This is a genomic window from Burkholderia sp. 3C, assembly GCF_054589155.1.
The window spans coordinates 68,361-92,880 of sequence record NZ_BAAILN010000066.1 but is presented as its reverse complement, the minus strand read 5'-3'; the positions used below and the strand labels follow the sequence as shown (position 1 = coordinate 92,880).

General features: G+C 67.9%; 23 protein-coding genes. 10 read left to right on the top strand and 13 right to left on the bottom strand.

What is annotated here, in order from left to right:
- Window positions 1–122: 122 nt before the first annotated feature.
- The 4 genes from ACYP33_RS10735 to ACYP33_RS10720 all read right to left on the bottom strand — a co-directional run bounded on the left by ACYP33_RS10735 (window position 123) and on the right by ACYP33_RS10720 (window position 4,268).
- The gene (locus tag ACYP33_RS10735; RefSeq protein ID WP_459621536.1) at window positions 123–1,463 is read right to left on the bottom strand and encodes a hemolysin family protein; all 1,341 of its coding nucleotides are present in this window, start codon (window positions 1,461–1,463) and stop codon (window positions 123–125) included.
- 79 nt (window positions 1,464–1,542) lie between these two features.
- Window positions 1,543–2,331, bottom strand: a complete 789-nt coding sequence (locus ACYP33_RS10730) for a sensor histidine kinase (RefSeq protein WP_459621534.1) — start codon at window positions 2,329–2,331, stop codon at window positions 1,543–1,545.
- Between the two features lie 120 nt (window positions 2,332–2,451).
- Window positions 2,452–3,372, bottom strand: a complete 921-nt coding sequence (locus tag ACYP33_RS10725) for a DMT family transporter (protein WP_459621532.1) — start codon at window positions 3,370–3,372, stop codon at window positions 2,452–2,454.
- A 38-nt stretch (window positions 3,373–3,410) separates the two neighbouring features.
- On the bottom strand, window positions 3,411–4,268 hold the full coding sequence (locus ACYP33_RS10720) for a LysR family transcriptional regulator (RefSeq protein WP_459621530.1): 858 nt from the start codon (window positions 4,266–4,268) through the stop codon (window positions 3,411–3,413).
- A gap of 112 nt (window positions 4,269–4,380) precedes the next feature.
- Here ACYP33_RS10720 and ACYP33_RS10715 point away from each other — a divergent pair, with 112 nt between their 5' ends.
- Together ACYP33_RS10715 and ACYP33_RS10710 are read left to right on the top strand one after the other, a co-directional pair.
- A complete protein-coding gene (locus ACYP33_RS10715; protein WP_459621528.1) occupies window positions 4,381–4,764 on the top strand; it encodes a tautomerase family protein in 384 nt (127 codons plus the stop codon).
- A 126-nt stretch (window positions 4,765–4,890) separates the two neighbouring features.
- A complete protein-coding gene (locus ACYP33_RS10710; protein WP_459621526.1) occupies window positions 4,891–6,591 on the top strand; it encodes a CHAD domain-containing protein in 1,701 nt (566 codons plus the stop codon).
- A 40-nt stretch (window positions 6,592–6,631) separates the two neighbouring features.
- On the opposite strand, the gene ACYP33_RS10705 is transcribed toward ACYP33_RS10710, so the two are convergent.
- The gene (locus ACYP33_RS10705) at window positions 6,632–7,324 is read right to left on the bottom strand and encodes a phosphatase PAP2 family protein (protein ID WP_459621524.1); all 693 of its coding nucleotides are present in this window, start codon (window positions 7,322–7,324) and stop codon (window positions 6,632–6,634) included.
- Between the two features lie 236 nt (window positions 7,325–7,560).
- Between ACYP33_RS10705 and ACYP33_RS10700 the strand changes: the two genes are divergently transcribed.
- Both ACYP33_RS10700 and ACYP33_RS10695 read left to right on the top strand, forming a co-directional pair.
- Window positions 7,561–8,652: an extracellular catalytic domain type 1 short-chain-length polyhydroxyalkanoate depolymerase gene (locus ACYP33_RS10700; RefSeq protein WP_459621522.1), complete on the top strand. Its 1,092-nt coding sequence runs from the start codon at window positions 7,561–7,563 to the stop codon at window positions 8,650–8,652.
- Window positions 8,653–8,747: 95 nt separating this feature from the next.
- A complete protein-coding gene (locus tag ACYP33_RS10695; protein ID WP_414439850.1) occupies window positions 8,748–8,924 on the top strand; it encodes a DUF3563 family protein in 177 nt (58 codons plus the stop codon).
- 193 nt (window positions 8,925–9,117) lie between these two features.
- Here ACYP33_RS10695 and ACYP33_RS10690 read toward each other — a convergent pair whose 3' ends face one another.
- A complete protein-coding gene (locus ACYP33_RS10690; protein ID WP_025100626.1) occupies window positions 9,118–9,537 on the bottom strand; it encodes an organic hydroperoxide resistance protein in 420 nt (139 codons plus the stop codon).
- A 115-nt stretch (window positions 9,538–9,652) separates the two neighbouring features.
- A complete protein-coding gene (locus tag ACYP33_RS10685) occupies window positions 9,653–10,105 on the bottom strand; it encodes a MarR family winged helix-turn-helix transcriptional regulator (RefSeq protein WP_459621519.1) in 453 nt (150 codons plus the stop codon).
- Between ACYP33_RS10685 and ACYP33_RS10680 the strand changes: the two genes are divergently transcribed.
- Window positions 10,104–10,253, top strand: coding sequence for a hypothetical protein (locus ACYP33_RS10680; RefSeq protein WP_414446964.1), 150 nt, complete (start codon window positions 10,104–10,106; stop codon window positions 10,251–10,253). The genes ACYP33_RS10685 and ACYP33_RS10680 overlap by 2 nt on opposite strands.
- Here ACYP33_RS10680 and ACYP33_RS10675 read toward each other — a convergent pair.
- The 3 genes from ACYP33_RS10675 to ACYP33_RS10665 form a co-directional block, all read right to left on the bottom strand.
- Window positions 10,214–11,020 carry a BPSS1780 family membrane protein gene (locus tag ACYP33_RS10675; protein ID WP_414446965.1) on the bottom strand — a complete coding sequence of 269 codons (807 nt, stop codon included), beginning with the start codon at window positions 11,018–11,020 and terminating at the stop codon, window positions 10,214–10,216. The two genes, ACYP33_RS10680 and ACYP33_RS10675, sit on opposite strands and share 40 nt — an antisense overlap.
- Window positions 11,011–12,009, bottom strand: a complete 999-nt coding sequence (locus ACYP33_RS10670; protein WP_459621517.1) for a homoserine kinase — start codon at window positions 12,007–12,009, stop codon at window positions 11,011–11,013. The genes ACYP33_RS10675 and ACYP33_RS10670 overlap by 10 nt, the downstream gene beginning before the upstream one ends.
- A gap of 91 nt (window positions 12,010–12,100) precedes the next feature.
- Window positions 12,101–12,496: a hypothetical protein gene (locus ACYP33_RS10665; protein WP_414446967.1), complete on the bottom strand. Its 396-nt coding sequence runs from the start codon at window positions 12,494–12,496 to the stop codon at window positions 12,101–12,103.
- A 160-nt stretch (window positions 12,497–12,656) separates the two neighbouring features.
- On the opposite strand from ACYP33_RS10665, the gene ACYP33_RS10660 reads away from it, so the two are divergent.
- On the top strand, window positions 12,657–14,183 hold the full coding sequence (locus tag ACYP33_RS10660; RefSeq protein ID WP_414446968.1) for an AMP nucleosidase: 1,527 nt from the start codon (window positions 12,657–12,659) through the stop codon (window positions 14,181–14,183).
- Window positions 14,184–14,288: 105 nt separating this feature from the next.
- Here the strand turns inward: ACYP33_RS10660 and ACYP33_RS10655 are convergent, their stop codons facing one another.
- The gene (locus ACYP33_RS10655) at window positions 14,289–14,525 is read right to left on the bottom strand and encodes a hypothetical protein (protein ID WP_414446969.1); all 237 of its coding nucleotides are present in this window, start codon (window positions 14,523–14,525) and stop codon (window positions 14,289–14,291) included.
- Window positions 14,526–15,091: 566 nt separating this feature from the next.
- On the opposite strand from ACYP33_RS10655, the gene ACYP33_RS10650 reads away from it, so the two are divergent.
- Window positions 15,092–17,242, top strand: coding sequence for an FUSC family protein (locus tag ACYP33_RS10650; protein ID WP_459621515.1), 2,151 nt, complete (start codon window positions 15,092–15,094; stop codon window positions 17,240–17,242).
- Window positions 17,243–17,362: 120 nt separating this feature from the next.
- Here the strand turns inward: ACYP33_RS10650 and ACYP33_RS10645 are convergent, their stop codons facing one another.
- Complete coding sequence (locus ACYP33_RS10645) at window positions 17,363–18,130, bottom strand: LOG family protein (protein ID WP_414439842.1); 768 nt, start codon at window positions 18,128–18,130, stop codon at window positions 17,363–17,365.
- Between the two features lies 1 nt (window position 18,131).
- Here ACYP33_RS10645 and polA point away from each other — a divergent pair, with 1 nt between their 5' ends.
- The 3 genes from polA to ACYP33_RS10630 all read left to right on the top strand — a co-directional run bounded on the left by polA (window position 18,132) and on the right by ACYP33_RS10630 (window position 23,619).
- Entirely contained in the window at window positions 18,132–20,894 is a 2,763-nt protein-coding gene (gene polA, locus ACYP33_RS10640; protein WP_414446971.1) for a DNA polymerase I, read from the top strand.
- Between the two features lie 200 nt (window positions 20,895–21,094).
- Window positions 21,095–22,420: an NAD(P)/FAD-dependent oxidoreductase gene (locus ACYP33_RS10635; protein ID WP_459621513.1), complete on the top strand. Its 1,326-nt coding sequence runs from the start codon at window positions 21,095–21,097 to the stop codon at window positions 22,418–22,420.
- Window positions 22,421–22,746: 326 nt separating this feature from the next.
- The gene (locus ACYP33_RS10630) at window positions 22,747–23,619 is read left to right on the top strand and encodes a dienelactone hydrolase family protein (protein ID WP_414446973.1); all 873 of its coding nucleotides are present in this window, start codon (window positions 22,747–22,749) and stop codon (window positions 23,617–23,619) included.
- Between the two features lie 15 nt (window positions 23,620–23,634).
- Here ACYP33_RS10630 and ACYP33_RS10625 read toward each other — a convergent pair whose 3' ends face one another.
- Window positions 23,635–24,504 (bottom strand): sulfurtransferase, encoded by an 870-nt coding sequence (locus tag ACYP33_RS10625; protein ID WP_459621512.1) that lies wholly within the window; start codon window positions 24,502–24,504, stop codon window positions 23,635–23,637.
- Between the last annotated feature and the right edge of the window lie 16 nt (window positions 24,505–24,520).

Sequence of the window (24,520 nt, the reverse complement as noted above, 5' to 3'; positions counted from 1 at the left end):
GCAGCCCGAGCGCGCCTGATAACAACACCGGCGGCGCAGGGCAGCCCGCGCGCGACACCGCAAGGTGCGCGCGCGGGCTTTTTTTTGCTGCGGATCGTGAAGCGAATGCCGGTGCGCGGCGCTTACTCGTCCGCTTCCTTGATGTCCTTCGGATACACGCGCACCAGCACGATGCGCGGGCCGTTCATCTTCTTGACCACCACGTCGAAGTTGTCGAACGAGACGCGCTGGCCTTCGCTCGGCAGATCGTTGAGCGCCTGGATCACGAGGCCACCGACCGATTCGGCGCGGCCTTCGTCGATATCGATGCCGAGCGCCTGTTCGAGCGACACCACGGGCAGGCTGCCCTTGCCCATCAGCGTGCCGTCGTCGAGGCGCGCCCAATCGGCGTCGCCCTGGCGGAATTCGTCGTGGATCTGGCCCACCAGCGCGCCGAGCAGATTGTCGAGCGTCAGGAAGCCGATCGGCTTCTCATGCTTGTTGCCGACCAGCGCGAAGTGCGGCGCGCCCTTGCGGAAGCGCCGGAACAGCTCGAGCGCGGGCGTATCGGGGCGCACGTACTGCACCGGGCGCACGTAGTCGGACAGATCCTCCAGCGCCGCGCCGGCGTGACGCGCGAGCAGCAGGTCCTTCAGGTGGATCAGCCCGATCACCTGCTCGCGCGCGGCGTCGCTGAACAGCGGATAGCGGCTGAAGCGATGGCGCGCCACCACCCCCATGTTGTCGAGCAGCGGCAGGTCGCGGCGCAGGCCGATCATTTCGTTGGCCGGCCGCATCAGGTCCGATACCGTCATCGACGAGAAATCGAGCGAGTGCGCGAGCGTGTTCCACTCGTCGTTGCTGTAGGTGGCGACGGGCGCCTTGCTCGCGCCGACGGCGTTGCGGCGGCTGCGCAGGATCAGCTTCAGTTCGTCGGTCGAGTAGTGCGAATCGCCGCCGTGCTCGGCCGTCAGCCCGACGATGCGCAGCACCGCGTTGGCGCTGTTGTTGAGCACCCAGATCGCCGGATACATCGCCCAGTAGAACGCGTAGAGCGGCAGTGCGAGCCACAGGCCGACCTGCTCGGGCTGGCGGATCGCCATCGATTTCGGCGCGAGTTCGCCGACCACGATGTGCAGGAACGAGATCACCGTGAACGCGAACACCAGCGAGATCGCATGCACCAGTTGCGGGGAATCGACGCCGAGTGCGCCGAGCAGCGGCGCGAGCAGTTCGGCGAAGGCCGGCTCGCCGATCCAGCCGAGGCCGAGCGAGGCCAGCGTGATGCCGAGCTGGCAGGCGGAAAGATACGCGTCGAGGCGGGCGTGGACGACACGCAGGATGCGGCCGCGAAGGCCGTGCTGGCGGGCCAGCGTCTTGACGCGCGTGGCGCGCAGTTTGACGAGACCGAATTCGGCGGCGACGAAAAAGCCATTGAGCGCCACCAGCAACAACGCGCCGATCAGCGCGATGATCTGTATCAACGAAACAACTCCGGAAGTGAAGGAAACGCCAGTATAGGGGCGGAAAGCCGGACGTAAAGTTGGCGTTCCGGAAAAAAACTCATGCGGTGGCCTTGCGCGGCAGCGTCAGCGCGCAGCGTGCCGGCGCGCCGGTTTCGAGCACGGGCGGCGTGAAGCTGCCACCGTGCGCGAGGGCGACGCGGTGGCACAGTGCGATCGCCCACGGCGGGCGGCGGCCGTCGCGTTCGAGCAGCGCCTCGCGGCGCGCGCCGGCGTCGAGCGCGTGCGGCAGCGCCGGGTCGACGATGGCGGCCGGATCGGCCGTGAACGCCGCCTCGAACGTGACGCTGTCGGCCGATCCCAGCGCGTCGCAGCGCAGCGTGACGGTCGCGCCGGGGGCGCTGGCCTCGATGGCGAACACCGTCAGCGCCCACAGCGCCTGCGAGAGCCGTTCGGCATCGGCGAACAGCGAGGTGTCGCGCGCCGAGCCGGCTTCGAGCACGAGCGTCGTGCCGCGCGCGTCGCCGAGCGCGGCGCGGGCGAGTGCGGCGCAATCGTCGAGGAACGGTGCGAGCGCGAAGCCGGCGGGCACCACCACCAGCGCGCGCGTATCGGCGCGCGGCGCGTCGAGCGCCGTTTCGATCAGCCTGGTCTGTTGTTCGATGCCGGTGCGGATGCCGCCCAGCGCGCGCTGCAGCGAGACGTCGCCGGGCGGCAACTGGCGTTCGAGCACGTAGGCCCAGCTGTGCATCGCATTGAGCGGGCTGCGCAGATCGTGCGATGCGACGGACAGCGCCTGATCGCGCGCGAACAGCGCGGCTTCGGCCGCATAACGGGCGGCGCGCTCGCGCAGCAGGGCGGCGGAAAGGTCGGCGGCGGAAAGGCTCACGAGGCGTGTGCGGAAAGGAAGGGAACCGACATTATAGGGATCGAATTCGCCGGCGTCGCACACGCGGCGCACCGTTGCCGATCGATCGGGTCCTATTTTTCCGCCGTTGTCGGCGCATGCTCAAGCGGGCAGGCCGCCATCCTCGCGCGCGGCGGCGCGGCCCGGCAACAACTGGCAGACCAGCAGCCCGGCCAGCATCAGCGCGCAGCCGACGAGCGCGCGCAGGCTCAGCGTCTCGCCGAGCGCGGCCCAGCCCGCAATGGCCGCGAACACGCCTTCCATGCTGAAGATCACGGCCGCGTGCGCGGGCGCGGCGTCGCGTTGCGCGACCACCTGCAGCGTGTAGGCCACCCCGACCGACAGCACGCCGCCGTACAGCAGCGTGGGCAGCGCACGCAGCAGCGTGGCGGTGTCGAGCGTGTCGACGGCGAGCCCGACCGCGCCGCACAGCAGCCCGCACACGACGAACTGCTGGAACGCCAGCACCAGCGGGTCGCGCTGTCGCACGAAATGGCCGACCGCGATCACATGCACGGCGATGATGACCGCACCGGCCAACTGGAAACCGTCGCCGTACATCACCGAGAAATGCTCGTCGACGCTGAGGAAATACAGGCCGATCGCGGCCAGCGTCGCGCCGAGCCAGGTGCCGAGGCCCGCGCGATGGCGCAGCGCCACGCCGATCAGCGGCACCAGCACCACGTAGAGCGAGCTGATGAAGCCGGCGTTGGCGACCTTCGTGTATTGCAGGCCCACCTGCTGCAGCGAGATCGAGACGGCCAGCAGCGTGCCGAGCACCAGGCCCGGCACGAGCCCGGCGGGCTGTTGCGCGAGCGCGGCGAATTCGGCGCGCGCCGAACGGCGCGCCAGCAGCAGCGGCACCAGCACCAGTGCACCCAACAGGAAGCGCAGGCCGGTATAGAGAAACGGGCCGATCACCGACAGGCTGAGGCGCTGCGCGACGAAGGCCGAGCCCCAGATCGCGGCGGCGCCCAGCATCAGCAGGTTCGCGCGGAGGTGTTGGCGGGCGGCGGGCGTCATCGGTCGGGCATCGAGGGGAAGGTGGGCAGCCGGACAGTTTATGCCGAAGCGGACAGGCTCGCCGTAAATCGGCGCAGCGTGTCGGCCGAGCGCGTGTCGCGCACCCGTGAATAGAGGATCACTTCCGACACCGGCAACGCGGGCAGGCCGAAGCGCGCCCCGACCTCGACCAGCGTGCGTGGCCCCACGCGACGCGCGAGCGGGCACACGGCCAGGCCGGCCTCCGCGGCGGCGGCCACCGCCGCAACGCCGCCGCTCGTGAAGCGCTCGTGGTAACTGAGGCCGGCGCGCTCCAGCGCACGCCGCGCGGCCGCCCGCACGCCGCACGAACCGGACAGCACCGCCAGCGGCAGCGGCTCGCCCGCGCGCGGCGCCCAATCGGGCGCGGCGAGCCAGGCCAGCGGCTCGGTGAACAGCAATTGGCCGCCCTCGCGCGGGGCGTCCTCGCCCGGCTCGTGGCGGATCAGGACCGCATCGAGCTGCCGCTCGTCGTACAGCCCGAGCAGGGTGTTCGACGAGCCGAGGTGCAGGTCGAGCGCCAGCGCCGGGTCGTGCCGGTTCAGGCTGGCCAGCAGCGCGGGCAGATCCGGCACCGCGACGTGCTCGCTGATGCCGAGCACGAGCCGGCGCGGCTCGGCCGCCACCGCGCCGAGCGCGCGCGCATGGGCGTCGAGCAACTCGCGCGCGGCGGGCAGGAACGCGTCGCCGTCGGCGGCGAGCCGCACCACGCGCGGCGTGCGCTCCAGCAGCGCGCGGCCCAAGTGGGCCTCCAGGCGCTTGATCTTCAGGCTGACGGCCGATTGGGTGGTGCCGAGCGCGTCGGCGGCGCGCGTGAAACTGGCCAGGTCGGACACCAGCACGAACGCGCGAACGGCGTCGAGATCGAGGGGTTTCATTTCAGATGAAAATGAATGATATATGGAGTGATATCTGTTCATTATAGATGAGCCGCCCTACGCTGGGGATGTCGGTGTTTTCAACCGCGTATCCACCCCTCAGGAGCCTGTCATGCCCATCACCCGCATCGCCATCCGCGAAGGTCGTTCCGCCGAAGATCGCCGCGCCTTGTTCACCGGCATCCACCGTGCCTTGCAGCGCGCGTTCAACGTGCCCGAGGACGACATCTTCATGACCCTCACGCAGCACGGCGCCGACGATTTCGTCTACGGCCGCCACTACCTCGGCATCGAGCGCAGCGACGATCTGGTGATGATCCAGATCACCGCGAACAACACGCGCACGCTCGAACAGAAGCGCGAGCTATACCGGCTGATCGTCGAGGAGCTGGGCGTGTCGCCGGGCGTGCGACCCGAGGACGTGCTCGTCAATCTGGTCGAAGTGTCGGTCGACAACTGGTCGTTCGGCATGGGTATTGCGCAGTACGCGACCTGAGCCCCGCGCGGCCGAACCGGCCGTGCGCCGCCCCTGCTCGCGGTGTGCCGCGCCATGTACCATGTTCGGCATCGACAGCCGTCGACGGCCGCAGCGGCGCGGCGGACAGGCTGGAGCGGAGGTGTCATGACGCGTGTCCTCGAAATCGTGCTTGCCCTGCCGTTGCCCTCGGGCGACGCGACTGCCCCGCGAAGGCGCGGCACCGCACGGGCCGTGCGCGACTTCGGCATGGAGCTGGTGCGCGCGTGGCGGATCTGCCCGCCGGTGCGCATGAAGCGCGGTCACGAGCGGCTCGCGATCCGGCCGCTCGCGCTGGCCGAGGCGGTGCCGAAGGCGGCCGGCTGGTGCGCGTGGCGTGAGGCGGGGCCGTCGGGCGGCCGCGTGGCGGCGGCGCGCGTGCAGGCGTTCGCGCCGGGCGTGGCGATCCGCGAGCGGCTCGATGCGCCGGCCACGGTTGCCGACGCCGAGAGCGCGGCGGCCGATGGTGACGATGCATTGACGGCCGCCGTGCGCCGCGCGCTCGATACGGACGCGGTGCCGCTGTTCGAGATCGAAGCCGGGCACGCCGCGGCCACGCCCGTGCTCGAAGCGGCGCTGCCCGAAGCGGGCGAGCCGTCCGTCGACGCGACGCGTGCAGCCTTGCCGTTCGGCTTCGATTGCGAGCGCCGCCGGGGCCGTTGGCAGCGCGACGACGGCGTGCCCGTCGACCTGACGCTCGACGATCTGAGCTGGACCACCTCGACCGGCACCGGCCGCACCTGCGAGCTGCGCCTCGCCGTGGCCGATCCGGGTGACGCCGAGGGCCGTGCGCTGGCGCTCCGTGCGCTGTTCGACGCCGCGCGCGAACTGAGCGGCGCGTGGCCCGCGTTCCTGAAGCCGGCCTCGCTGGTCGATCAGGCCTGCGCCGGCCTGCTGCCCGATGCGGCCACCGGCCCGGCGCGCGCCGAGCTGTCCGAACTGCACGGCATCCGCTCGCAGCGCGAGGCCTTGTTCGTGCTTGGCGCGAACGTGGCCGCGCAATGGCTCGGCAACGATGCCGGCGTGCGCGACAGCAACGATCCCGAATTCGTCCATCAGATGCGCGTGGCGCTGCGCCGGCTGCGCACGCTGATGCGCCTGTTCCACGATTTCGCCGACGACGCCTATCGTGATGCATTCGCCGCCGACCTGTCCTGGTTCGGCGCGCAGCTCGGCGTGGTGCGCGACTGGGATGTGTGCGTCAGCGAAACGCTGCCGGGCTTGCGCGACGCCGATCCCGACCCGGCCGGTGAGCCGGGCTGGGCCGCGACGCTCGACGCCGCCGCCGGTCAGCGCGACATCGCGCGCGGCGATCTGCGGCAGGCGGTGGCGTCGGCGCGTTATGCGCGGCTGGTGCTGGGCTGGATCGAGTGGCTGTGCCTGCTGTCGCTGCGCGGCGGCGAGGGCGAATCGCGTCGCCAGCGGCGCTCGCTGAAGCGGCATGTCGTGAAGCGCGTCGACAAGCTGTTCGCACGGCTCTACACGGTGCCGAAGCTGACCACGCTCGATCCCGACAGGCGCCATCGCGTACGCATCGACGCGAAACGGCTGCGCTACGCGCTCGAGTTCTTCACGTCGATCGCGGCGCGCAGCACGCGCGGCAAGCTGGTCAAGACGCTGTCGCGCGTGCAGGGCACGCTGGGCGACGCGAACGATGCCGAGGTGGGCTTGCGCCATCTCGAACGCCTGTCGGCGCCGCCCGAGCAGCTCGGGTTCGCGCGCGGCTACGGGGCCGCCGCGCAGCGCTATGCGGCGGTGGCGGCCGAAGCGGAGCTGCGCAAGCTGCGGCGTCCTAGAATTCGAGGTTGAGGGGCGGCGTTCTGCCGCCGCGAAGGTGCGCTGGCGGCGTTCAGATGCGGCGCATCTCGGCGGGCTGGAACACGGCCGCCGCCGGCCGCGAGGCCGGCCGATAGTTCGGATTGGCCTTCCAGCGCGCCCGCACGTAGGGGTGCTGGTGGCCCGACATCTTCAGCGCGACTTCGGTCACCCAGCGCTGCGACGGCACCGGCACGCCATGCAGCGCCACGGTCACCACCGCCAGGCTTGCGACCACGGCCGGCACCGACCACCGGTGCGGCTGCGCGCGCCAGGCGATCGCCACGAACGACAGCGCGGTGAGCGCGCCGACCACGCAGCCGGTGATCGCCTCGGACGGCGAGTGCGCGGACAGCACCACGCGCGACAGCGACACCGCCACGCCGAGCGCGATGCCGAACGCCACGCCGGCCATGCGCAGCGCCGGGTGCGCGCGCGTCATCGCGATCATCATCACGACCGGGTAGACCGAGGTGGACAGCATCGAATGGCCGCTGAAGCCGGTGAAATCCCAGGCCCGGATGCCGATGCCCCAGCCGAGGAACGCCACCTTGGTCAACGCGACGGCGGCAATGCCCAGGCCGAGCACGGCGAGCCAGGCGATCGCGAGGCGCGGCGAATAACCGAGCGCGAGCCAGATCGCGAGCGTCGCCGCCAGCGGCAGCGTGATGCCCGCGCTGCCGAAGTAGGTGATCCAGTTCCAGAGTTGAAGAGGCAGGTCGTACATCGAAACGGCGGCTGAGTGAGGCGGGGAGACAGATCCGGCCGCGCGACGCCCGAGGTGGGCGACGCCGCGCGACGGACGGCGATCGTTCAGCAGTATAACGGGGCAATTCGCGCCTCGGCATGACCTCGGCACGATCCGGCCCCCGGTGAAACTGCGTAAACAGTGCTATTGTGCAATGCACAAATTAACTCGGTGGCACCTATTCAGGTGCCCGATTTCCACTGCGAGCCTGATCGATGACCAAAAGTCTGACGAAGCTTTGGCTGGGCGGTATGAAGAAGATGATGGGCACGTCGTTGCCGCACGGCGTGGTGAGCACGCCGCTGCCCGCCTTCCCTGCGCCGGTTGCCGAAGCGTCGGAAGCCATGCCCGCCGCCACGCCGCGCGAATCGCGCGTGCGGCCGCGCGCGGCGGCCTGGGCCGGTGGCGAATGGACTCGCGGCGATCATCCGCTGCCGCTCGTGATCGGGCGTTTCGTCAGCCATCTCGGCTACGCGCTCTACGTGCCGAACGGCCTGCCGGACGGCGCGCCGCTGGTGGTGATGCTGCACGGCTGCCAGCAGGACGCCGATCAATTCGCGCAGGGCACCCGCATGAACCTGCTGGCCGATCGCCACGGTTTCGCGGTGCTGTATCCGGAGCAGTCGACGCAGGCGCATTCGCACGGTTGCTGGCATTGGTACGACGATACCGAGCGCGGCGGGCGCGGCGAGGCGCAGGCCGTGGTCGACCTGGTGGATACGCTCGTCGAGACGCGTCGTTTCGATGCGTCGCGCGTCTACGCTGCCGGGCTGTCGGCCGGGGCGGGCTTGGCGACGTTGCTGGCGCTGCATTTCCCGGAACGCTTCGCGGCGATCGCGCTGCATTCGGGGCCGGCGTTCGGCGACGCGCATTCGGGCATCACCGCGATGGACGTGATGCGGCGCGGCGTGCACCGCAATCCGGCCGAGATCGCCGACAGCTACGCGGCGCCCGGCAGCTATCCGGGCATGCCGGTGCTGATCGTGCACGGCGACGACGACCCGGTGGTGGCGTCGGCCAATGCGGACCAACTGGCGGTGGAGTTCCTGCGGCTCAACGGCCTGGCCGACGCGGCGGGCGTGCCGGAAGGCGTCGAACACAGCGAGACCGATATCGGCGATGCGCGGTTGATCGAGTATCGGCGCGGCGGCGAGCCGGTGGTGCGCGTCTGCCACGTCGCGCAGCTCGGCCACGCCTGGGCCGGCGGCGACGATACCGTGCCGTACCACGCGGCCACCGGCCCCGACGCCAGCGCGATGATCTGGGGCTTTTTTGCCGAGCAGTGTCGGCAGGGTGCGACAAGGTGAATCAGTATTTTTGAAACGCTTGGCGGGTTCTAGGGTTTTCCCTATAATCAGGGTTAACACTTAAGCGATAACCCTTGGATTTGGAGAATACGACCATGTACCTGCTGAGCCGCCTGTTCCTGTTCCTGACGAAATCCTCCGAACAGATCTCGAAAGAACGCTCCGATGCGTATCTTGCCGACGCAACCGATCTGTACGACCTCGAATTCCGCATCCGCAAGCTCGACCACGACGCCGTGCAGCGCACGCCGGCCTGGATGGCCGCACGCTGAGCGCTGCCTTGAACGCTGCCTGAGTCGTTCATCGTTGCCGCATCGTTCGCGCGCAACGACAAAGGCGTGACGGCCTCTCGGTCGCCACGCCTTGCTGTCTCTGCTTCCTGCTGTCTTGCATCATTTCTTTTCCCGCGCCCGGATTGCCGGGCGCGCGGCCCATGACTCGGTCAACGGCCCGATCGCCTGGCCATCAGGCGATGACGATACGCACCGGCACGTTGTTGCGGGTTGCGTTCGAATACGGGCAGACTTCATGCGCCTTGTCCACCAGCGCCTTCGCCGCTTCCGGTTCCAGGCCGGGCAGGGACACGCGCAGTTCCACGTCGAGCGCGAAGCCGCCCTTGTCGTTCGGGCCGATGCCCACTTGCCCCGTCACCGTCGTGTCCGCCGGCAGCGCCTGCTTGGTCTGGCCCGCGACGAATTTCATCGCGCTCAGGAAACACGCCGAATAGCCGGCCGCGAACAATTGTTCCGGGTTCGTGCCTTCCGCGCCCGTGCCGCCGAGTTCGCGCGGCGCCGCCAACTTCACGTCCAGCTTGTTGTCTTCCGAAACCGCCCGGCCGTCGCGGCCGCCGGTGCTGGTCGCGCTCGTCTTGTAGAGAATGTTCATGATGACTCCTGTTCGTGTCGGTGAGGGGAGGAGAAGCTGGGTTAAATATATCGAACTAATGATTAGTGTGCAAACTATATTTTGCACGAAGCGGAAGCCGGGGCCATCGGCGTGATCAATCGTCGTTGTGATCGGCGAGGGCGTCGCGAAGTTGCCGAAGTTCTTCGCGGAGTTGCACGAGGAAGTCCGGCGTTTGCTGCATTGCGCAAAAAAGATCGGCGGGCACCGAGCGCGCCTGCTCGCGCAGCGCGCGTCCGGTGTCGGTCAGCTCGATGTAGACCACACGCTCGTCGGTGGTGCTGCGCGTGCGTTCGAGGTAGCCGAGCGCCTCGAGCCGTTTCAGCAGCGGCGTGACGGTGGCCGAATCGAGATGCAGCCGCGCGGCGATGTCCTTGACGGCGATACCGTCGGTTTCCCACAGCACCAGCATCGTCAGGTATTGCGGATAGGTCAGCGACAGCCGTTCGAGCAGCGGCTTGTACGCCTTGGTCATTGCCAGCGAGGTGGAATACAGCGCGAAGCAGAGCTGTTCGTCGAGCGTGGCGGGGAAGGGGGGGAGATCGGACATGATCGTCGGCCTGTCTGTCGGGCACAAAAAATTCGTACGTGAACGATTGTGCGCCGATCTGGCCGGGCTGGCGAGCGGCGGCGCTTGGCGGCCACCGCTCGCCGGGTATCAGCGCGCGGGCGGCGCGGGCGTGCTGCCCGGCTCCTGAATGCCGAAACAGCCGCGATACGTTGCGTAGAACGAGCAGTAGAGCGCGGCGGTGATCACCACCGACACCGGCATCATCAGCGTCATCGCATAGGCCCCGACGCCGATCGCGTGCAGCAGCGCGGCCAGCCCGAACGTAATGCCCATCACGACCGTGATCCACAGCAGCCCGTACAGCGTGAAGGCCCAGCGGTTGCGCCAGCAGCTCACGATGCTGAAGAACAGCGCCTTGACGGGCGGGATGTCGTGCCAGGCCGTCAGTACGGGCGCGAACCAGAACATCATCGAGACCGGCACGTAGAGCACGGCCGAGATCAGCAGCGCGACCAGCGTGTCGGTCGAGATGATCACGTTCGGGTCGATGGATTCGGGGCTCAGGCCGAACATGATCCGCAGCAGCGTGCCGCCGTCGCCGAAGGCGGAGCAGGCGAACACCACCGCGATCGACACGATGTAGATGCCGCCGAGCGTAAACAGCCGCTGCGTCGTGACGTTGCCGTAGCTGCGAAAGCCGTCGAGCAGGATGGTCGGCATGACGGGCTTGCCCGCCACGGCGTCGCGGCAGGCGGCCATGAAGCCGACCGAGATGCCCGGGATGAACAGCAGCGGCAGGGCCGCGCCGATCACGGGCACCAGCGAGACGATCATCATCGCCAGCAGGTACGTGAAGAACAGCGTGATGAAAGCCAGCGGATTGCGCCGGAACAGCCAGACGCCCTGGCGAAACCAGACGTAGCCGGTCTTGGCGGGGACTTCGATCAGTTGCATGGTTCGTGTCGTTCGGAGAGCGGCAGCGCGTGGGCGATGCGCTCGCGCAGGATGCGCTCGAAATGGCCCGGGTCGTGCGGCTTCAACATCTCAGCGGCGCGGGGCAGGTGGAAATCATACAGGCGCGACACCCAGAACCGGTACGCGCCGGCGCGCAGCATGTCGGGCCAGTGGCGGCGTTCGGCGTCGCTGAACGGGCGCACCGTTTGATAGGCGCGCAGCAGTGAATCGGCGCGTTCGGCGTCGAGCGCACCGGTGGCGAGGTCCGAGCACCAATCGTTGACGGTGACGGCCACGTCGAACAGCCATTTGTCGCAGCCGGCGAAGTAGAAATCGAAGAAACCGCCGAGGCGCACCGTGTGGCCGGTGTCGGGCGACGCGTGCGCGAACAGCACGTTGTCGCGGAACAGGTCGCAGTGGCACGGGCCTTCCGGCATGGCGGCGTAGTCGGCCGAGCCGAAGAACGCGGCCTGATGCGCCAGCTCGTTTTCCAGCAGCGCGCGCTGCTCGCCGTCGATGAAGGGCACGATGGCCGGCACGTTCTCCTGCCACCACGGCAGGCTGCGCAGGTTCGGCTGGTGATTCGCGTAATCGCGGCCCGCGAGGTGCATGCGCGCGAGCATCTGGCCCACTTCCACGCAATGCTCGATGCCCGGCGCGAGTTCGGCCGAACCGTCGAGCTTGGTGACGATCGAGGCCGGCTTGCCGTGCAGCTCGCCGAACAGCGTGCCGTCGGCGCGTACCACCGGGTCGGGCACCGGCACGCCGTGATGCGCCAGGTGGCGCATCAGTTCGAGGTAGAACGGCAACTGCCCGGCCGTCAGCTTTTCGAAGATCGTCAGGACGTATTCGCCGTGGGTCGTCGTCAGGAAGAAATTGCTGTTCTCGATGCCGGACGGAATGCCGCGAAACGCGACGACTTCGCCAAGATCGTAGTGGCGCATCCATTGCGCGAGATCGGAATCGGAGATTGCGGTGAAAACGGCCATGCGGGAAAGCGTCGAACGGGGTGGGCGGGCCGGGCGGGGCCGGCGGCTTGCTGCGGGAGGGCGGCGGGGCCGCCCCGCCGAGGGGGATGGATCAATAATGCAGGTTGATCGACGGCACGCGCGTGACGGGCACGTTGCCTTGATGCGGGCGCGGCGAGATATCGGGGGTCGAGCTCATCTGGTAGCGGGTGCCGAAGTTCGAGCGCACGTCGATCTCGACGGGCTTGCCGCGATCGCGGTATTCGGTCACTTCGGTGCCGCTGACGCTTTTGTTGTGGAAGCTCGGGGTGCGCGTGATGTCGTCGAACTCGACCTTCGAGCTGACTTCCGCACCGGGGCGGTTGATCTTGGTGAGGTCGGGCAGACCTGCGGCTTCGTCCTGCGCGGCGCGCGCTCGTGCGTCGTCGCTCGGCGGCGAGCCCTCGGCGAACACAGGTCCGGCGAGGACGACCGTCGCAAGCGCGGCGGCGAAAAAGAGCGGCTTCATGGGTTTCTCCGAATTAACCGCACGATTCTAGCAAAACCGGGGCCGGCCGATACGGCGTTCTCTGCGCTGTGGCGGCGCAGCGTCGGCGGGGCGGCGTGGCCGACGCGCCACGGTGGTGCGCCCGTGATAATGTCGGACGCAATTCTGGAGGCAACCGACAATGAACAACGACATCCATCGCCAGCATCGTCCGCTCACGCCCGAGTGCCCGCCCGTCGAATCCTTCGACGACCCCGTCGCGGCGGTCGCGCGCCTGTCCTCGATCTACGAAACCCACACCGCGTTCCTGCGCGATGCGTTTGCACGCTATCGCCGCAACGAGCCGATCGGCGGCCGCGTGCGTGCGTTCTACCCGTTCGTGCGGGTCAGCACCGACGTCAATACCAACATCGATTCGCGCCGCTCGTACGGCTTCGTGGCCGGCCCCGGCGTGTTCGAAACCAGCGTGACGCGGCCGGACCTGTTCGCGAGCTATTACCGCGAGCAATTGCGCCTGCTGTCGAAGAATCACAGCGTGGCGATCGAGGTGGGGGTGTCGGATCAGCCGATTCCGATTCATTTCGCGTTCTCGGAGGGCATCCACCTGGAGGGCGATCTCGATCGCGACCGGCTGCTCGCGATGCGCGACGTGTTCGACGTGCCGAACCTGGCGAATCTCGACGACCGGATCGCCAACGGCACCCACGAGGTGCCGCCCGACGCGCCGCAGCCGCTGGCGTTGTTTACCGGCGCGCGCGTCGATTTCTCGCTGCACCGGCTGCGCCACTACACGGCCACGCTGCCGGCGCACTTCCAGAACTACGTGCTGTACACAAACTACCAGTTCTATATCGACGAATTCGTGAAACTCGGCCGCACGCTGATGTCGGCCAGCGACGATCCGGCCGTGCGCGAATATCGCAGCCAGTACATCGCGTTCGTCGAGCCGGGCGACATGGTCACCTACAACGCCAACCTCGGTAACGAGCCAGTCGAAGGCGCGCCGTCGCCGCGCCTGCCGCAGATGCCGGCGTACCACCTGAAGCGCGCCGACGGCAGCGGCATCTCGATGGTCAACATCGGCGTCGGCCCGTCGAACGCGAAAACCATCACCGATCACATCGCCGTGCTGCGCCCGCACGCGTGGGTCATGCTTGGCCACTGCGCGGGGCTGCGCAACACGCAGCGCCTGGGCGACTACGTGCTGGCGCACGGCTATGTGCGCGAGGATCACGTGCTCGACGACGACTTGCCGCTGTGGGTGCCGATCCCGGCGTTGGCCGAGGTGCAGGTGGCGCTGGAACGCGCCGTGGCGCAGGTCACGGAGCTCGACGGCACGGACCTGAAGCGCGTGATGCGCACCGGCACGGTGGCCAGCGTGGACAACCGCAACTGGGAATTGCTCGATCACCGCGAGCCGGTCAAGCGCCTGTCGCAGAGCCGCGCGGTGGCGCTCGACATGGAAAGCGCGACGATCGCCGCGAACGGCTTCCGGTTCCGGGTGCCGTACGGCACGCTGCTGTGCGTGTCGGACAAGCCGCTGCACGGCGAATTGAAGCTGCCGGGCATGGCCGATCAGTTCTACCGCGCGCAGGTCGATCAGCATCTGCAGATCGGCGTGCTGGCGATGGAGATCCTGCGCACCAACGGGCTGGCGAAGCTGCACAGCCGGAAGCTGCGGGGGTTTGCGGAGGTGGCGTTCCAGTAAGAACGCGCCGCGCATCGACGCCAACGCAAGAAAGGGCCGCCCGTGAACCAGGCGGCCCTTTCTGCTTGACGGCGCCGGCCCGACTCGCGGGCCGGCCGTCATGCCTTAACGGCACTCATTGTGGCCCCAATGCCCCGGCGGGCAGTGCGGGCGGTCGTGGCGGTGATGTTGCATCCACTCGTCGCGCTGCCAGTAACGGTGGCCGTCGTAATAGCGGTCGCCGTGCCAGCCGATGACGATGGCCGGGCCGCCGCCGCCGGCGACGATAACCTGGGCGTTTGCGGCGCCCGACAGGGCAACACCAAAACCGGCGAGCAGCGTAGCGATCAGAAGGCGTTTCATGTGGTCTTCTCCTCGAAAGGGTGAATCAGGGTGTCCGTCACGTTTCGCATCGACGTCGGCGAACCGGCCGTGCGGTGCCGCGTCGGTCACGGCATGACTGCAGTCTGGCGATCGGGAAGATTAATTGGCGTGTGGATTTGTAACCTTAGATTCGGTAGCGGTGCGGGCGCCGGGCCGCCGGGCGGGGTGCTGCGATCTGGCCCGAATCTCCTTTGTGATGGCGCGATTCGGGCCGTTTCGATGGCGGAAACGTCGGTTTGGCGTTGGCCGGCGCTGATACCGATCGTTACGAATCGCGGCAAGTGTTGCAGCGGCCGGCTCATGAAAACGCCTTGGACCTCCGCTACGATGGGCAGCCTTCGGGGGCGAACGGCGTTGAACGCGCTGCTGGCGCGTCGATGTCGGCGCTCGGCACCGGTTTTTCCCGACATTTCGCCTTCAATCCGACACTTATTTATGTAAAACAAGGGTTTTCCCTTATCATCGTTTCGGCCGGTCGGACGTTGTTTAGTCATGCGGCTCGCCGTTGTTTCCTGGTTTCCACCCGTCTCATCATCGAATTCACAATGCTTCGCCACCTTCACCATCGCCTCAGGCACGTCGTCGCGGCTCGCCTGAACAATCTCAATGTGCTCGCGGGCTCGTGGTCTCGCCGGCGGCCGTTGTGGATGGTGTCGTTCGCGGTCAACGACGCAAGCCTGTCCGAAGGGTTGCGCGCGGCCTGCGCCTCCACGGCGATGCTGGTGATCGGCAACCTGCTGCACGAACCCGAGTTCGCCTGGGCCGCAATCGGCGCGTTCTGGACCTGCCTGGCCGATGCGGCCGGCTCGAACCGCACGCGTTTCGCATCGATGGCGAGTTTCGCGGTGTTGTCGGCCGTGTGCGGCGGGGCGACCGCGTTCGCCTCGGGTTCCGGCACGCTGATCGCGCTGCTCGCCGTGCTGGTGTTCACTTCGCTCGGCGCGCTCGGCCGCATCTGGGGGGCGGCCACGGCGCAGGTCACGATCCTCGCGGCCACCGCCTGCGTGGTGATGGCCGATCGCCCGATGCACGACTGGCGCGCGGGCCTGATGTTCCTCGGCGTGTATTTCGGCGGTTGCGTGTTCGCGATCGTGTTGAGCCTGACCGTGTGGCGCATCCATCCGTTCGCGCAGGGGCGCGCGGCCGTGCGCGGCGTGTACGTGCGGCTCGCCGATATCGCGCACGACGCCTCGCGGCTGCTGTCGGAACCGGCGCAGACCCAGCGTGCCTGGGAAATGCATGCCTCGAAATACCGCTCCGACGCGCGCGCCGCGCTCGAAGCCGCGCGCCGCACGCTGGCGCGCATGCCGGTGGCCAAGACCGACCGCCGCGAGTCGTATGCGAACCTGCTGATCGCGGTGGCGGAGGGCGAGCGCTGGTTCGCGCATCTGATCGCGGTGGCGGGCGTTTGCCAGCGCGGCCGTCAGACCTTGCGCGATCCGGCGCGGGCGGCGCGCGTGCTGGCCGGCATTGCCGAGTTGTTGCGGCGTGTCGGCGACGCGATCGATGCGGCGCCGTGGGAGCGCCCCGACGTGCTGCAACGCCGGCTGCGCCGTTTCGCGCGGGGCCTCGATGCGGCGCTCGGCGAATCGATGACGATGGCCCTGCAGCTCGAACCCGATCCGGCCGACGTGACGCAGGCGCCGCGCCAGCAATTGCGCTGGACGCGCGCGCTGCGCACGGTGCTGGCGCGCGCCTGGGTGACGTTGCGCGCGAACCTGTCGTGGAAATCGATCGGGCTGCGCCACGCGGCGCGCGTCGCGGTGGCCACCACGCTCGGCTTCTTGGTGGTGCGGCTGCTCGGCGTGCCGTTCGGCTATTGGACGACGATGGCGACGCTGCTGATCCTGCAACCGTCGATCGCGGGCAGTTGGCCGCGCAGCGTGGAGCGCGCGGCGGGCAGCATCATCGGCGGCCTGCTGGCGGCCGCGATCGGGTTGGCCGTGCATTCGCCGATCGGCATTTCGCTCGCGGTGTTCCCGCTGGTGTGCGCGACGATGGCGCTGCGCCCGGTCAGCTACAGCCTGTTCGTGCTGTTCCTCACGCCCACCTTCGTGCTGGTGGCCGACTTCGCCACGCCGGCCGCGAGCGAACTCACCTACGCGCTGACGCGGCTCGGCAACAACGTGCTCGGCTGCGTGATCGCGCTGGTCGCAACCTTCCTGCTGTGGCCGACGCGCGAGCAGATCGACATTCGCGGCCAACTGGCGTCGGCGATCTCGGCGAACCTGCGCTATCTGGTCGATGCGATCGAGGCGCCGGGACGCACGAACCGCGAGGCGGAGCGGCTGCGCCGCGAGGCCGGGCTGGCCAGCAACAACGCGGAGGAAGCGTTCAACCGAATCCGCCTCGAACGGCTCGACGACACGCGTTTCGATACCGCCGCCTCGACCGTGCTCGGCCTGCTGCGCCGCATGGCCGGCACGGCGGCGCATTTGCGGCTCAGCGTGCACGGCCCGCGCATGGAAGTGGATCTGGTGGAGTGGGTGGAGTCGGCCAGCGACGACATCGATGCGATGCTGGCGACCGGCCGCGTGCCGGCGCGCCATCCGCTGCCGCCGCGCGAGAAGCTCGCGCAACTCGAAATGGATGCGGTCGGCCAGATCGCGCTGCTGCAACGCCTGATCGGCGACCTGCAGGGCGACGACGGCCCGCTCGCGCGGCGTAATGTCGCTGCGGTGCGCCGCGCGAGCTGAACGCGCGGGCGGAATCCACTCGCCACATCACAAGCACTGCGAAACATTGCGCATCAAACGAAACGGGCGACGCTTTCGGCGTCGCCCGTTTTTCATTGCCGCGCCGCGAGGCGCGACGGCTTACAGATAGAACATGCGGTCGTCGTCGCGGCGATCGTCGCGTTCCTGCTGCGGCGCTTCCTGCGCTTCGCCTTCCTCGCCGGTATCTTCATAGAACGCGAGCACGGCTTCGAGCACCTGGTCGGGATCGTCGATCACCTGCATCAGATCCATGTCGTCCGGATTGATCAGGCCCATCGGGATCAACTGGTCGCGGAACCATTGCAGCAGGCCCTGCCAGAACTCGCTGCCGACCAGGATGATCGGCACGAGGCGCGATTTCTTGGTCTGGATCAACGTGAGCACTTCGGACAGTTCGTCGAGCGTGCCGAAGCCGCCCGGCATCACCACCACCGCGTCGGAGTTCTTCACGAACGTGACCTTGCGCGTGAAGAAATGGCGGAAGCGCAGCGAGATGTCCTGGTAGTTGTTGCCCGATTGTTCGTGCGGCAATTCGATGTTCAGACCGACCGACGGGGCCTTGCCTGCATGGGCGCCCTTGTTGGCGGCTTCCATGATGCCGGGGCCGCCGCCGGAGATCACGGCGAAGCCCGCGTCCGACAGCTTGCGCGCGATTTGCGCGGCCAACTGATAGTGCGGCGACTCGGCTTTCAGACGCGCTGAACCATAGATGCTGACGGCCGGGCGGATCTCCGAGAGGTACTCGGTCGCCTCGATAAACTCTGCCATAATCGTGAACATCTGCCACGAAGCGCGGGCTTTCTTTGCTGTCGCGCGTTCTTGATCTGCCAGCGAACGCAAGCTCGGAATCACTTTTCTCTTATTCATAATGCCTGAAGAACAGAACCTGGAAGGTAAGACCCTGCTGTTGGTTGATGGTTCGAGCTATCTCTATCGGGCTTACCACGCAATGCCCGATTTGCGCGGGCCGGACGGTCAACCGACCGGTGCGCTCTACGGCATCATCAACATGCTGCGCCGCATGCGCAAGGAAGTTACAGCGGAGTATAGCGCGTGCGTGTTCGATGCGAAGGGCAAAACCTTCCGCGACGATCTCTATACCGAATACAAGGCGAACCGCCCGTCGATGCCGCCCGATCTCGCGCTGCAGATCGAGCCGATTCACGAAGCCGTGCGCGCGCTCGGCTGGCCCCTGCTGATGATCGAAGGCGTCGAGGCCGACGATGTGATCGGCACCCTCGCGCATGCCGCCGAAGCGCGCGGCATGAAGGTCGTGATCTCCACCGGCGACAAGGATCTCGCGCAACTGGTGACGGGCCACGTGTCGCTCGTCAACACCATGACCAACGAAGTGCTCGATCGCGACGGCGTGATCGGCAAGTTCGGCGTGCCGCCGGAGCGCATCGTCGATTACCTGTCGCTGATCGGCGACACGGTGGACAACGTGCCGGGCGTCGAGAAGTGCGGCCCGAAAACGGCCGTGAAATGGCTGGCGCAATACGAAACGCTCGACGGCATCGTCGAGCACGCGGCCGAGATCAAGGGCGTGGTGGGCGACAACCTGCGCCGCGCGCTCGATTTCCTGCCGCTCGCGCGCAAGCTCGTGACGGTCGAGACGGCCTGCGAGTTGAAGCCGCAAGTGGAAACGATCGAAGCGTCGCTCGCGACCGGCGCCGAGGCGCGCGACGCGCTGTTGCCGATCTTCGAGGCGAACGGCTTCAAGACCTGGCGGCGCGAGCTGGAAGCCGCGCCCGCAGGGAGCGACGCCAACGGCGGCGAGCCGTCCGACGGCAGCGCCGATCCGGTGCCGGCCGCGGCAGCCCTCGAACGCAACTACGAAACCGTGCAGACCTGGCCGCAGTTCGACGCCTGGCTCGCGAAGATCGAGGCGGCCGAACTGACCTCGTTCGATACCGAAACCACCTCGCTCGATCCGATGGTCGCGCAGGTCGTCGGCATTTCGCTGTCGACCGAGCCGGGCAGCGCGGCCTATATCCCGGTCGCACATCGCGGCCCGGACATGCCCGAGCAACTGCCGCGCGACGCAGTGCTGGCGAAGCTCAAGCCGTGGCTCGAAAGCGCCGAGCGCAAGAAGGTCGGTCAGCATCTGAAGTACGACGCGCAGGTGCTGGCGAACTACGACATTGCGCTGAACGGCATCGAGCACGACACGCTGCTCGAATCCTACGTGCTCGAATCGCATCGCACGCACGACATGGACAGCCTCGCGCTGCGCCATCTCGGCGTGAAGACGATCAAGTACGAGGAGGTGGCGGGCAAGGGCGCGCAGCAGATCGGCTTCGACGAAGTGGCGCTCGACGCGGCCGCGGCCTATGCGGCCGAGGATGCCGACATCACGCTGCAACTGCATCGCGCAATGTATCCGCAGGTGGCGCGCGACGCGGGGCTCAAGCGGGTGTACGCCGAGATCGAACTGCCGGTGGCGATGGTGCTGCGCAAGATGGAGCGCACCGGCGTGCTGATCGACAGCGAGCGCCTCGCCAAGCAGAGCGGCGAGATCGCGACGCGTCTGATCCAGCTCGAGGGCGAGGCCTACGAACTGGCCGGTGGCGAATTCAACCTCGGCTCGCCGAAGCAGATCGGCCAGATCTTCTTCGAGAAGCTTGGCTTGCCGGTCGTCAAGAAAACACCGAGCGGCGCGCCGTCCACCGATGAGGAAGTGCTGCAGAAGCTCGCGGAGGATTACCCGCTGCCGAAGCTGCTGCTCGAACATCGCGGCCTGTCGAAGCTGAAGTCCACCTACACGGACAAGCTGCCGCGCATGATCAACGCGAGCACCGGGCGCGTGCACACCAACTACGCGCAGGCCGTGGCCGTCACGGGCCGCCTCGCGTCGAACGATCCGAACCTGCAGAATATCCCGGTGCGCACGGCCGAGGGCCGACGCATTCGCGAGGCGTTCATCGCGTCGCCGGGCTGCAAGATCGTGTCCGCCGACTATTCGCAGATCGAACTGCGCATCATGGCGCACATCTCGGGCGACGAATCGCTGTTGCGCGCGTTCTCGCAGGGCGAGGACATTCACCGCGCGACGGCCGCCGAAGTGTTCGGCGTGACGCCGCTCGAAGTCGGCAACGATCAGCGCCGCATCGCCAAGGTCATCAACTTCGGCTTGATCTACGGCATGAGCGCGTTCGGCCTCGCCGCGAACCTCGGCATCACGCGCGATGCGGCCAAGCTCTACATCGACCGCTATTTCGCACGCTATCCGGGCGTGGCGAACTACATGGACACCACGCGTTTATCGGCCAAGGAAAACGGCTACGTCGAAACCGTGTTCGGCCGCCGGCTCTGGCTGCCCGAGATCAACGGCGGCAACGGCCCGCGCCGTCAGGCTGCCGAACGCGCGGCCATCAACGCGCCGATGCAGGGCACCGCGGCCGACCTGATCAAGCTCTCGATGATCGCCGTCGACGGCTGGCTCGATCGCGATGGCTTGCGCTCGCGCATGATCATGCAGGTACACGATGAACTGGTGCTCGAAGTGCCCGAGGAAGAACTCTCGACGGTGCGCAAGAAGCTGCCCGAGATGATGGCCGGTGTGGCCAAGCTGAAGGTGCCGCTGGTGGCCGAAGTGGGCGCCGGCAGCAATTGGGAGGAAGCGCACTGACCCGATGCGCGGCGCGTTCTGCGCGTCGCGCGGTCAGCTTGGCGGCTCGCGCGCGCAGCCGCCCGCCGTGTCGGGCATGCATGCACAAGCATGTTGCAGCGGTGAAGTCGTCTTGCGATGTCTTTTCTCGGATTTACTCGAATTCTGACATCGCCGCGCGCACAATCGTATGCACTCCTGAAATCAACGCGGGGGATCGAATGCATCGTTTCATCATCGTAGGCGGCGGTGCCGGCGGGCTCGAACTTGCGACCCGGCTCGGCGATCGTTACGGCGCGCGCGGCAAGCGCGAAGCCCGTGCACTGATCACGCTGGTCGATCGTTACCCCACTCACATCTGGAAACCGCTGCTGCACGAGGTGGCGGCCGGCAGCATGGACCCGTTCACGCAGGAGCTCGAATATGCAGCGCAGGCGCGCTGGCATGGTTTCGAATTCCAGCAGGGCGCGCTGATGTCGGTCGATCGCGGCGCGAAGCGCCTGGTGGTGGCGTCGGTGCTCGACAGCGATGGCCTCGAACTGATGCCCGAGCGCACGCTCGACTACGACACGCTCGTGATCGCGATCGGCAGTACCACGCATTTCTTCGGCACCGAGGGCGCGCAGCAGCATGCGATCGCGCTCGACACGGTGGGCGAGGCGGAGCGGTTCCGCAAGCGCCTGATCGCTGCCTGCATTCGCGCCGAGCATCGTCCGCCCGCCGTCACGGTGTCGAGCGAGCCGCCGATCCAGGTGGCGATCGTCGGCGCCGGCGCAACCGGTGTGGAGTTGTCGGCGGAATTGCGCAACACCGCGCAGGTGCTGTCGGCGTATGGGCTGCACAAGCTCGATCCGAAGCACGACGTGGGCATCGTGCTGATCGAATCGGGGCCGCGCATCTTGCCGGCGCTGCCCGAGCGCGTCTCGACGGCCACCGCTGAACTGCTCGACAAGCTCGGTGTGCGGCTGATGCTGGGCGAGCGCGTGACCGAGGTGGCGCCCGGCGTCGTGCATACCGCGAGCGGCGCGGCGGTGCGCGCCGACCTGACGGTGTGGGCCGCCGGCATCAAGGCGCCGGCCGTGCTGTCGCAACTCGACGGCCTTGAGGTGAGCCGCCTCGGTCAGCTCGCGGTGCGCCCGACGCTGCAGACCACGCTCGACGACGATATCTTCGCGCTCGGCGATTGCGCCGCCTGCGCGTGGGCCGGCACCGATCGCAACGTGCCGCCGCGTGCCCAGGCCGCGCACCAGCAGGCCAGCTTCCTGCTGCGCGCGCTGGCTTGCCGGCTCGATGGCCGGCCGCTGCCGTCGTTTGCCTATCGCGATTTCGGCTCGCTGGTCTCGCTCGGGCATTTCAGTGCGGTCGGCAGCCTGATGGGCGGCTTGATCGGCCGCAACATGCTGATCGAGGGGCTGTTCGCACGCTTCATGTACATGTCGCTGTATCGCCTGCATATCGCGGCGCTGCATGGCTATCCGCGCATGATGCTCGACACGGTGGCGCACTGGTTGCGGCGCTCGACGCTGCCGCGCGTGAAGCTGCATTGAGGGCGTGGCGAGGCCGCATCGCAGCGGCAAGCAGGCCGGCGTGCCGAACGTGGCTCAGGAATGACGGCTGCCTGACGCGCCGCTGACATCGGGCTGGCCGATTGCGGCGAGTCGCCGGTGTCGCGTGCGAAACAGTTGACGGCGACCTGTAAGTTTCGGCATCGTGTGCGGGTTCCGGGTCGCTGGAGGCGGCGGATTCCGCGCCCGGGCCGGTGTGTCGAGCCCGCTGCGAGCCGATTGCCGCGCGGCGGTCCGCTCCCGTCGTCCGTATTGCCGGTGTCGCCTCGTGCCTTGGCGTCGCCGTGTCGAATCTCAAGGAGCCTTGCATGTTGAAACCCGAAGTGGACAGCCTCGTCCCGCACGTCCCGTTCAATCGCCGTCGCTTCGTGCAGGCGCTCGGCGGTTCGTTCGCCGCCGCCGTGCTGCCCGTTTCCGCGCAGACGATTACCACCGACAGCGCCGGCCTCGATTGCGATACGGTCGAGATCCGCTCGGGCGACGCCAGCGTGCCGGCCTACCGCGCGCAGCCGGAAGGCAAGAGCAACCTGCCCGTGATCATCGTGATCCATGAAGTGTTCGGCGTGCACGCGCATATCGCGGACGTCTGCCGCCGCTTCGCCAAGCTCGGCTATCTGGCGATCGCGCCGAACCTTTATTCGCGTCAGGGCGATCCGTCGAAGTACCCGACCATCAACGAGCTGTACGCCGCCGTCGTTAGCAAGGTGCCGGACCGTCAGGTCAGCGAGGATCTCGACGCCACGGTCATGTGGGCCGGCAAGAACGGCGGGGATCTGACGCGCCTGGGCGTGACGGGCTTCTGCTGGGGCGGCCGCCAGGCGTGGCTGTTCGCCGAGCACAATCCGCATGTGCGTGCGGCGGTGGCGTGGTACGGCAAGGTGGTGGGCGATCGCAACGAGATGACGCCGTCGAACCCGATCGATCACGTGGCCGAACTGAAGGCACCGGTGCTGGGCCTGTATGGCGCGAAGGACGACAGCATTCCGCAGGCGACGCTGTCGGAGATGCGCGGCAAGCTGCTGGCCAGCCCGGACAAGGCCGCGCGCGAATCGGAAATCCTCGCGTATCCGGACGCGGGGCACGCGTTCTTCGCCGACTATCGGCCGAGCTACATCAAGCCCGACGCCGACGACGGCTGGAAACGCGCGCTCGCGTGGTTCCGCAAATACGGCGTGCTGTAACGCTGCTCGCGCGGCTCAGGGGTTCGGGCCGGTCGCCACCGGCCGCGACGGATCCGCGCTCCATTCGCTCCACGAGCCTGCATACAGCAGCGGATTGTGGAGCCCGGCGATCTCCATCGCCAGTGCGTTGTGGCAGGCGGTCACGCCCGAGCCGCATTGCAGGATCACGTTGTTCGCCGGCTGCTGGCCGATCACGCCCGTCCATTCCTCGCGCAGTTCATGGCCGCTCTTGAAGCGGCCTTCCGCGTTCAGGTTGTCCTTGAAGAAACGGTTGGCCGCGCCGGGGATATGGCCACCGACCGGGTCGAGCGTTTCGTTTTCGCCGCGATAGCGGTCGGGCGAACGGGCATCGACTACCAGACGCGATTTCGACGCGAGATTCGCCACCACGGCGGCGGCGTCCACCACGGTCGCGAGCGGCGCCTGCGCGCGGAAATCGCCGGCTTTCGGCGCCGGGACGTCGGGCGTCAGCGGTTGGCCGGCGGCCTGCCAGGCGGCCAGGCCGCCGTCGAGCACCGCCACCGAATCGTGGCCGAGCCAGCGCAGCAGCCACCACAGACGCGCGGCATACATGCCGCCTTGCGCGTCGTACGCCACCACTTGCTGGCCCGCGCGCAGGCCCTTCGCGGCCAGGGCAGCGACGAGCGTGTCGCGCGCGGGCAGCGGATGGCGCCCGTTGGTGCCGCTCTTGGGGCCGGACAGATCACGATCGAGATGCAGGTAGACGGCGCCCGGCAGATGGCCGGCCGCGTAGGCTTGCGTGCCGGCGTCGGGCGCGGCGAGGTCGAAACGGCAATCGAAGACGAGTACGCTGTCCGGCGCGGCAGCCAGGCGCTCGGCCAGGTTGCCGGCCGAGATGAGTGTCGTGTAGTGAGTGTGGGGCATGATGGCTCCTGCTGAG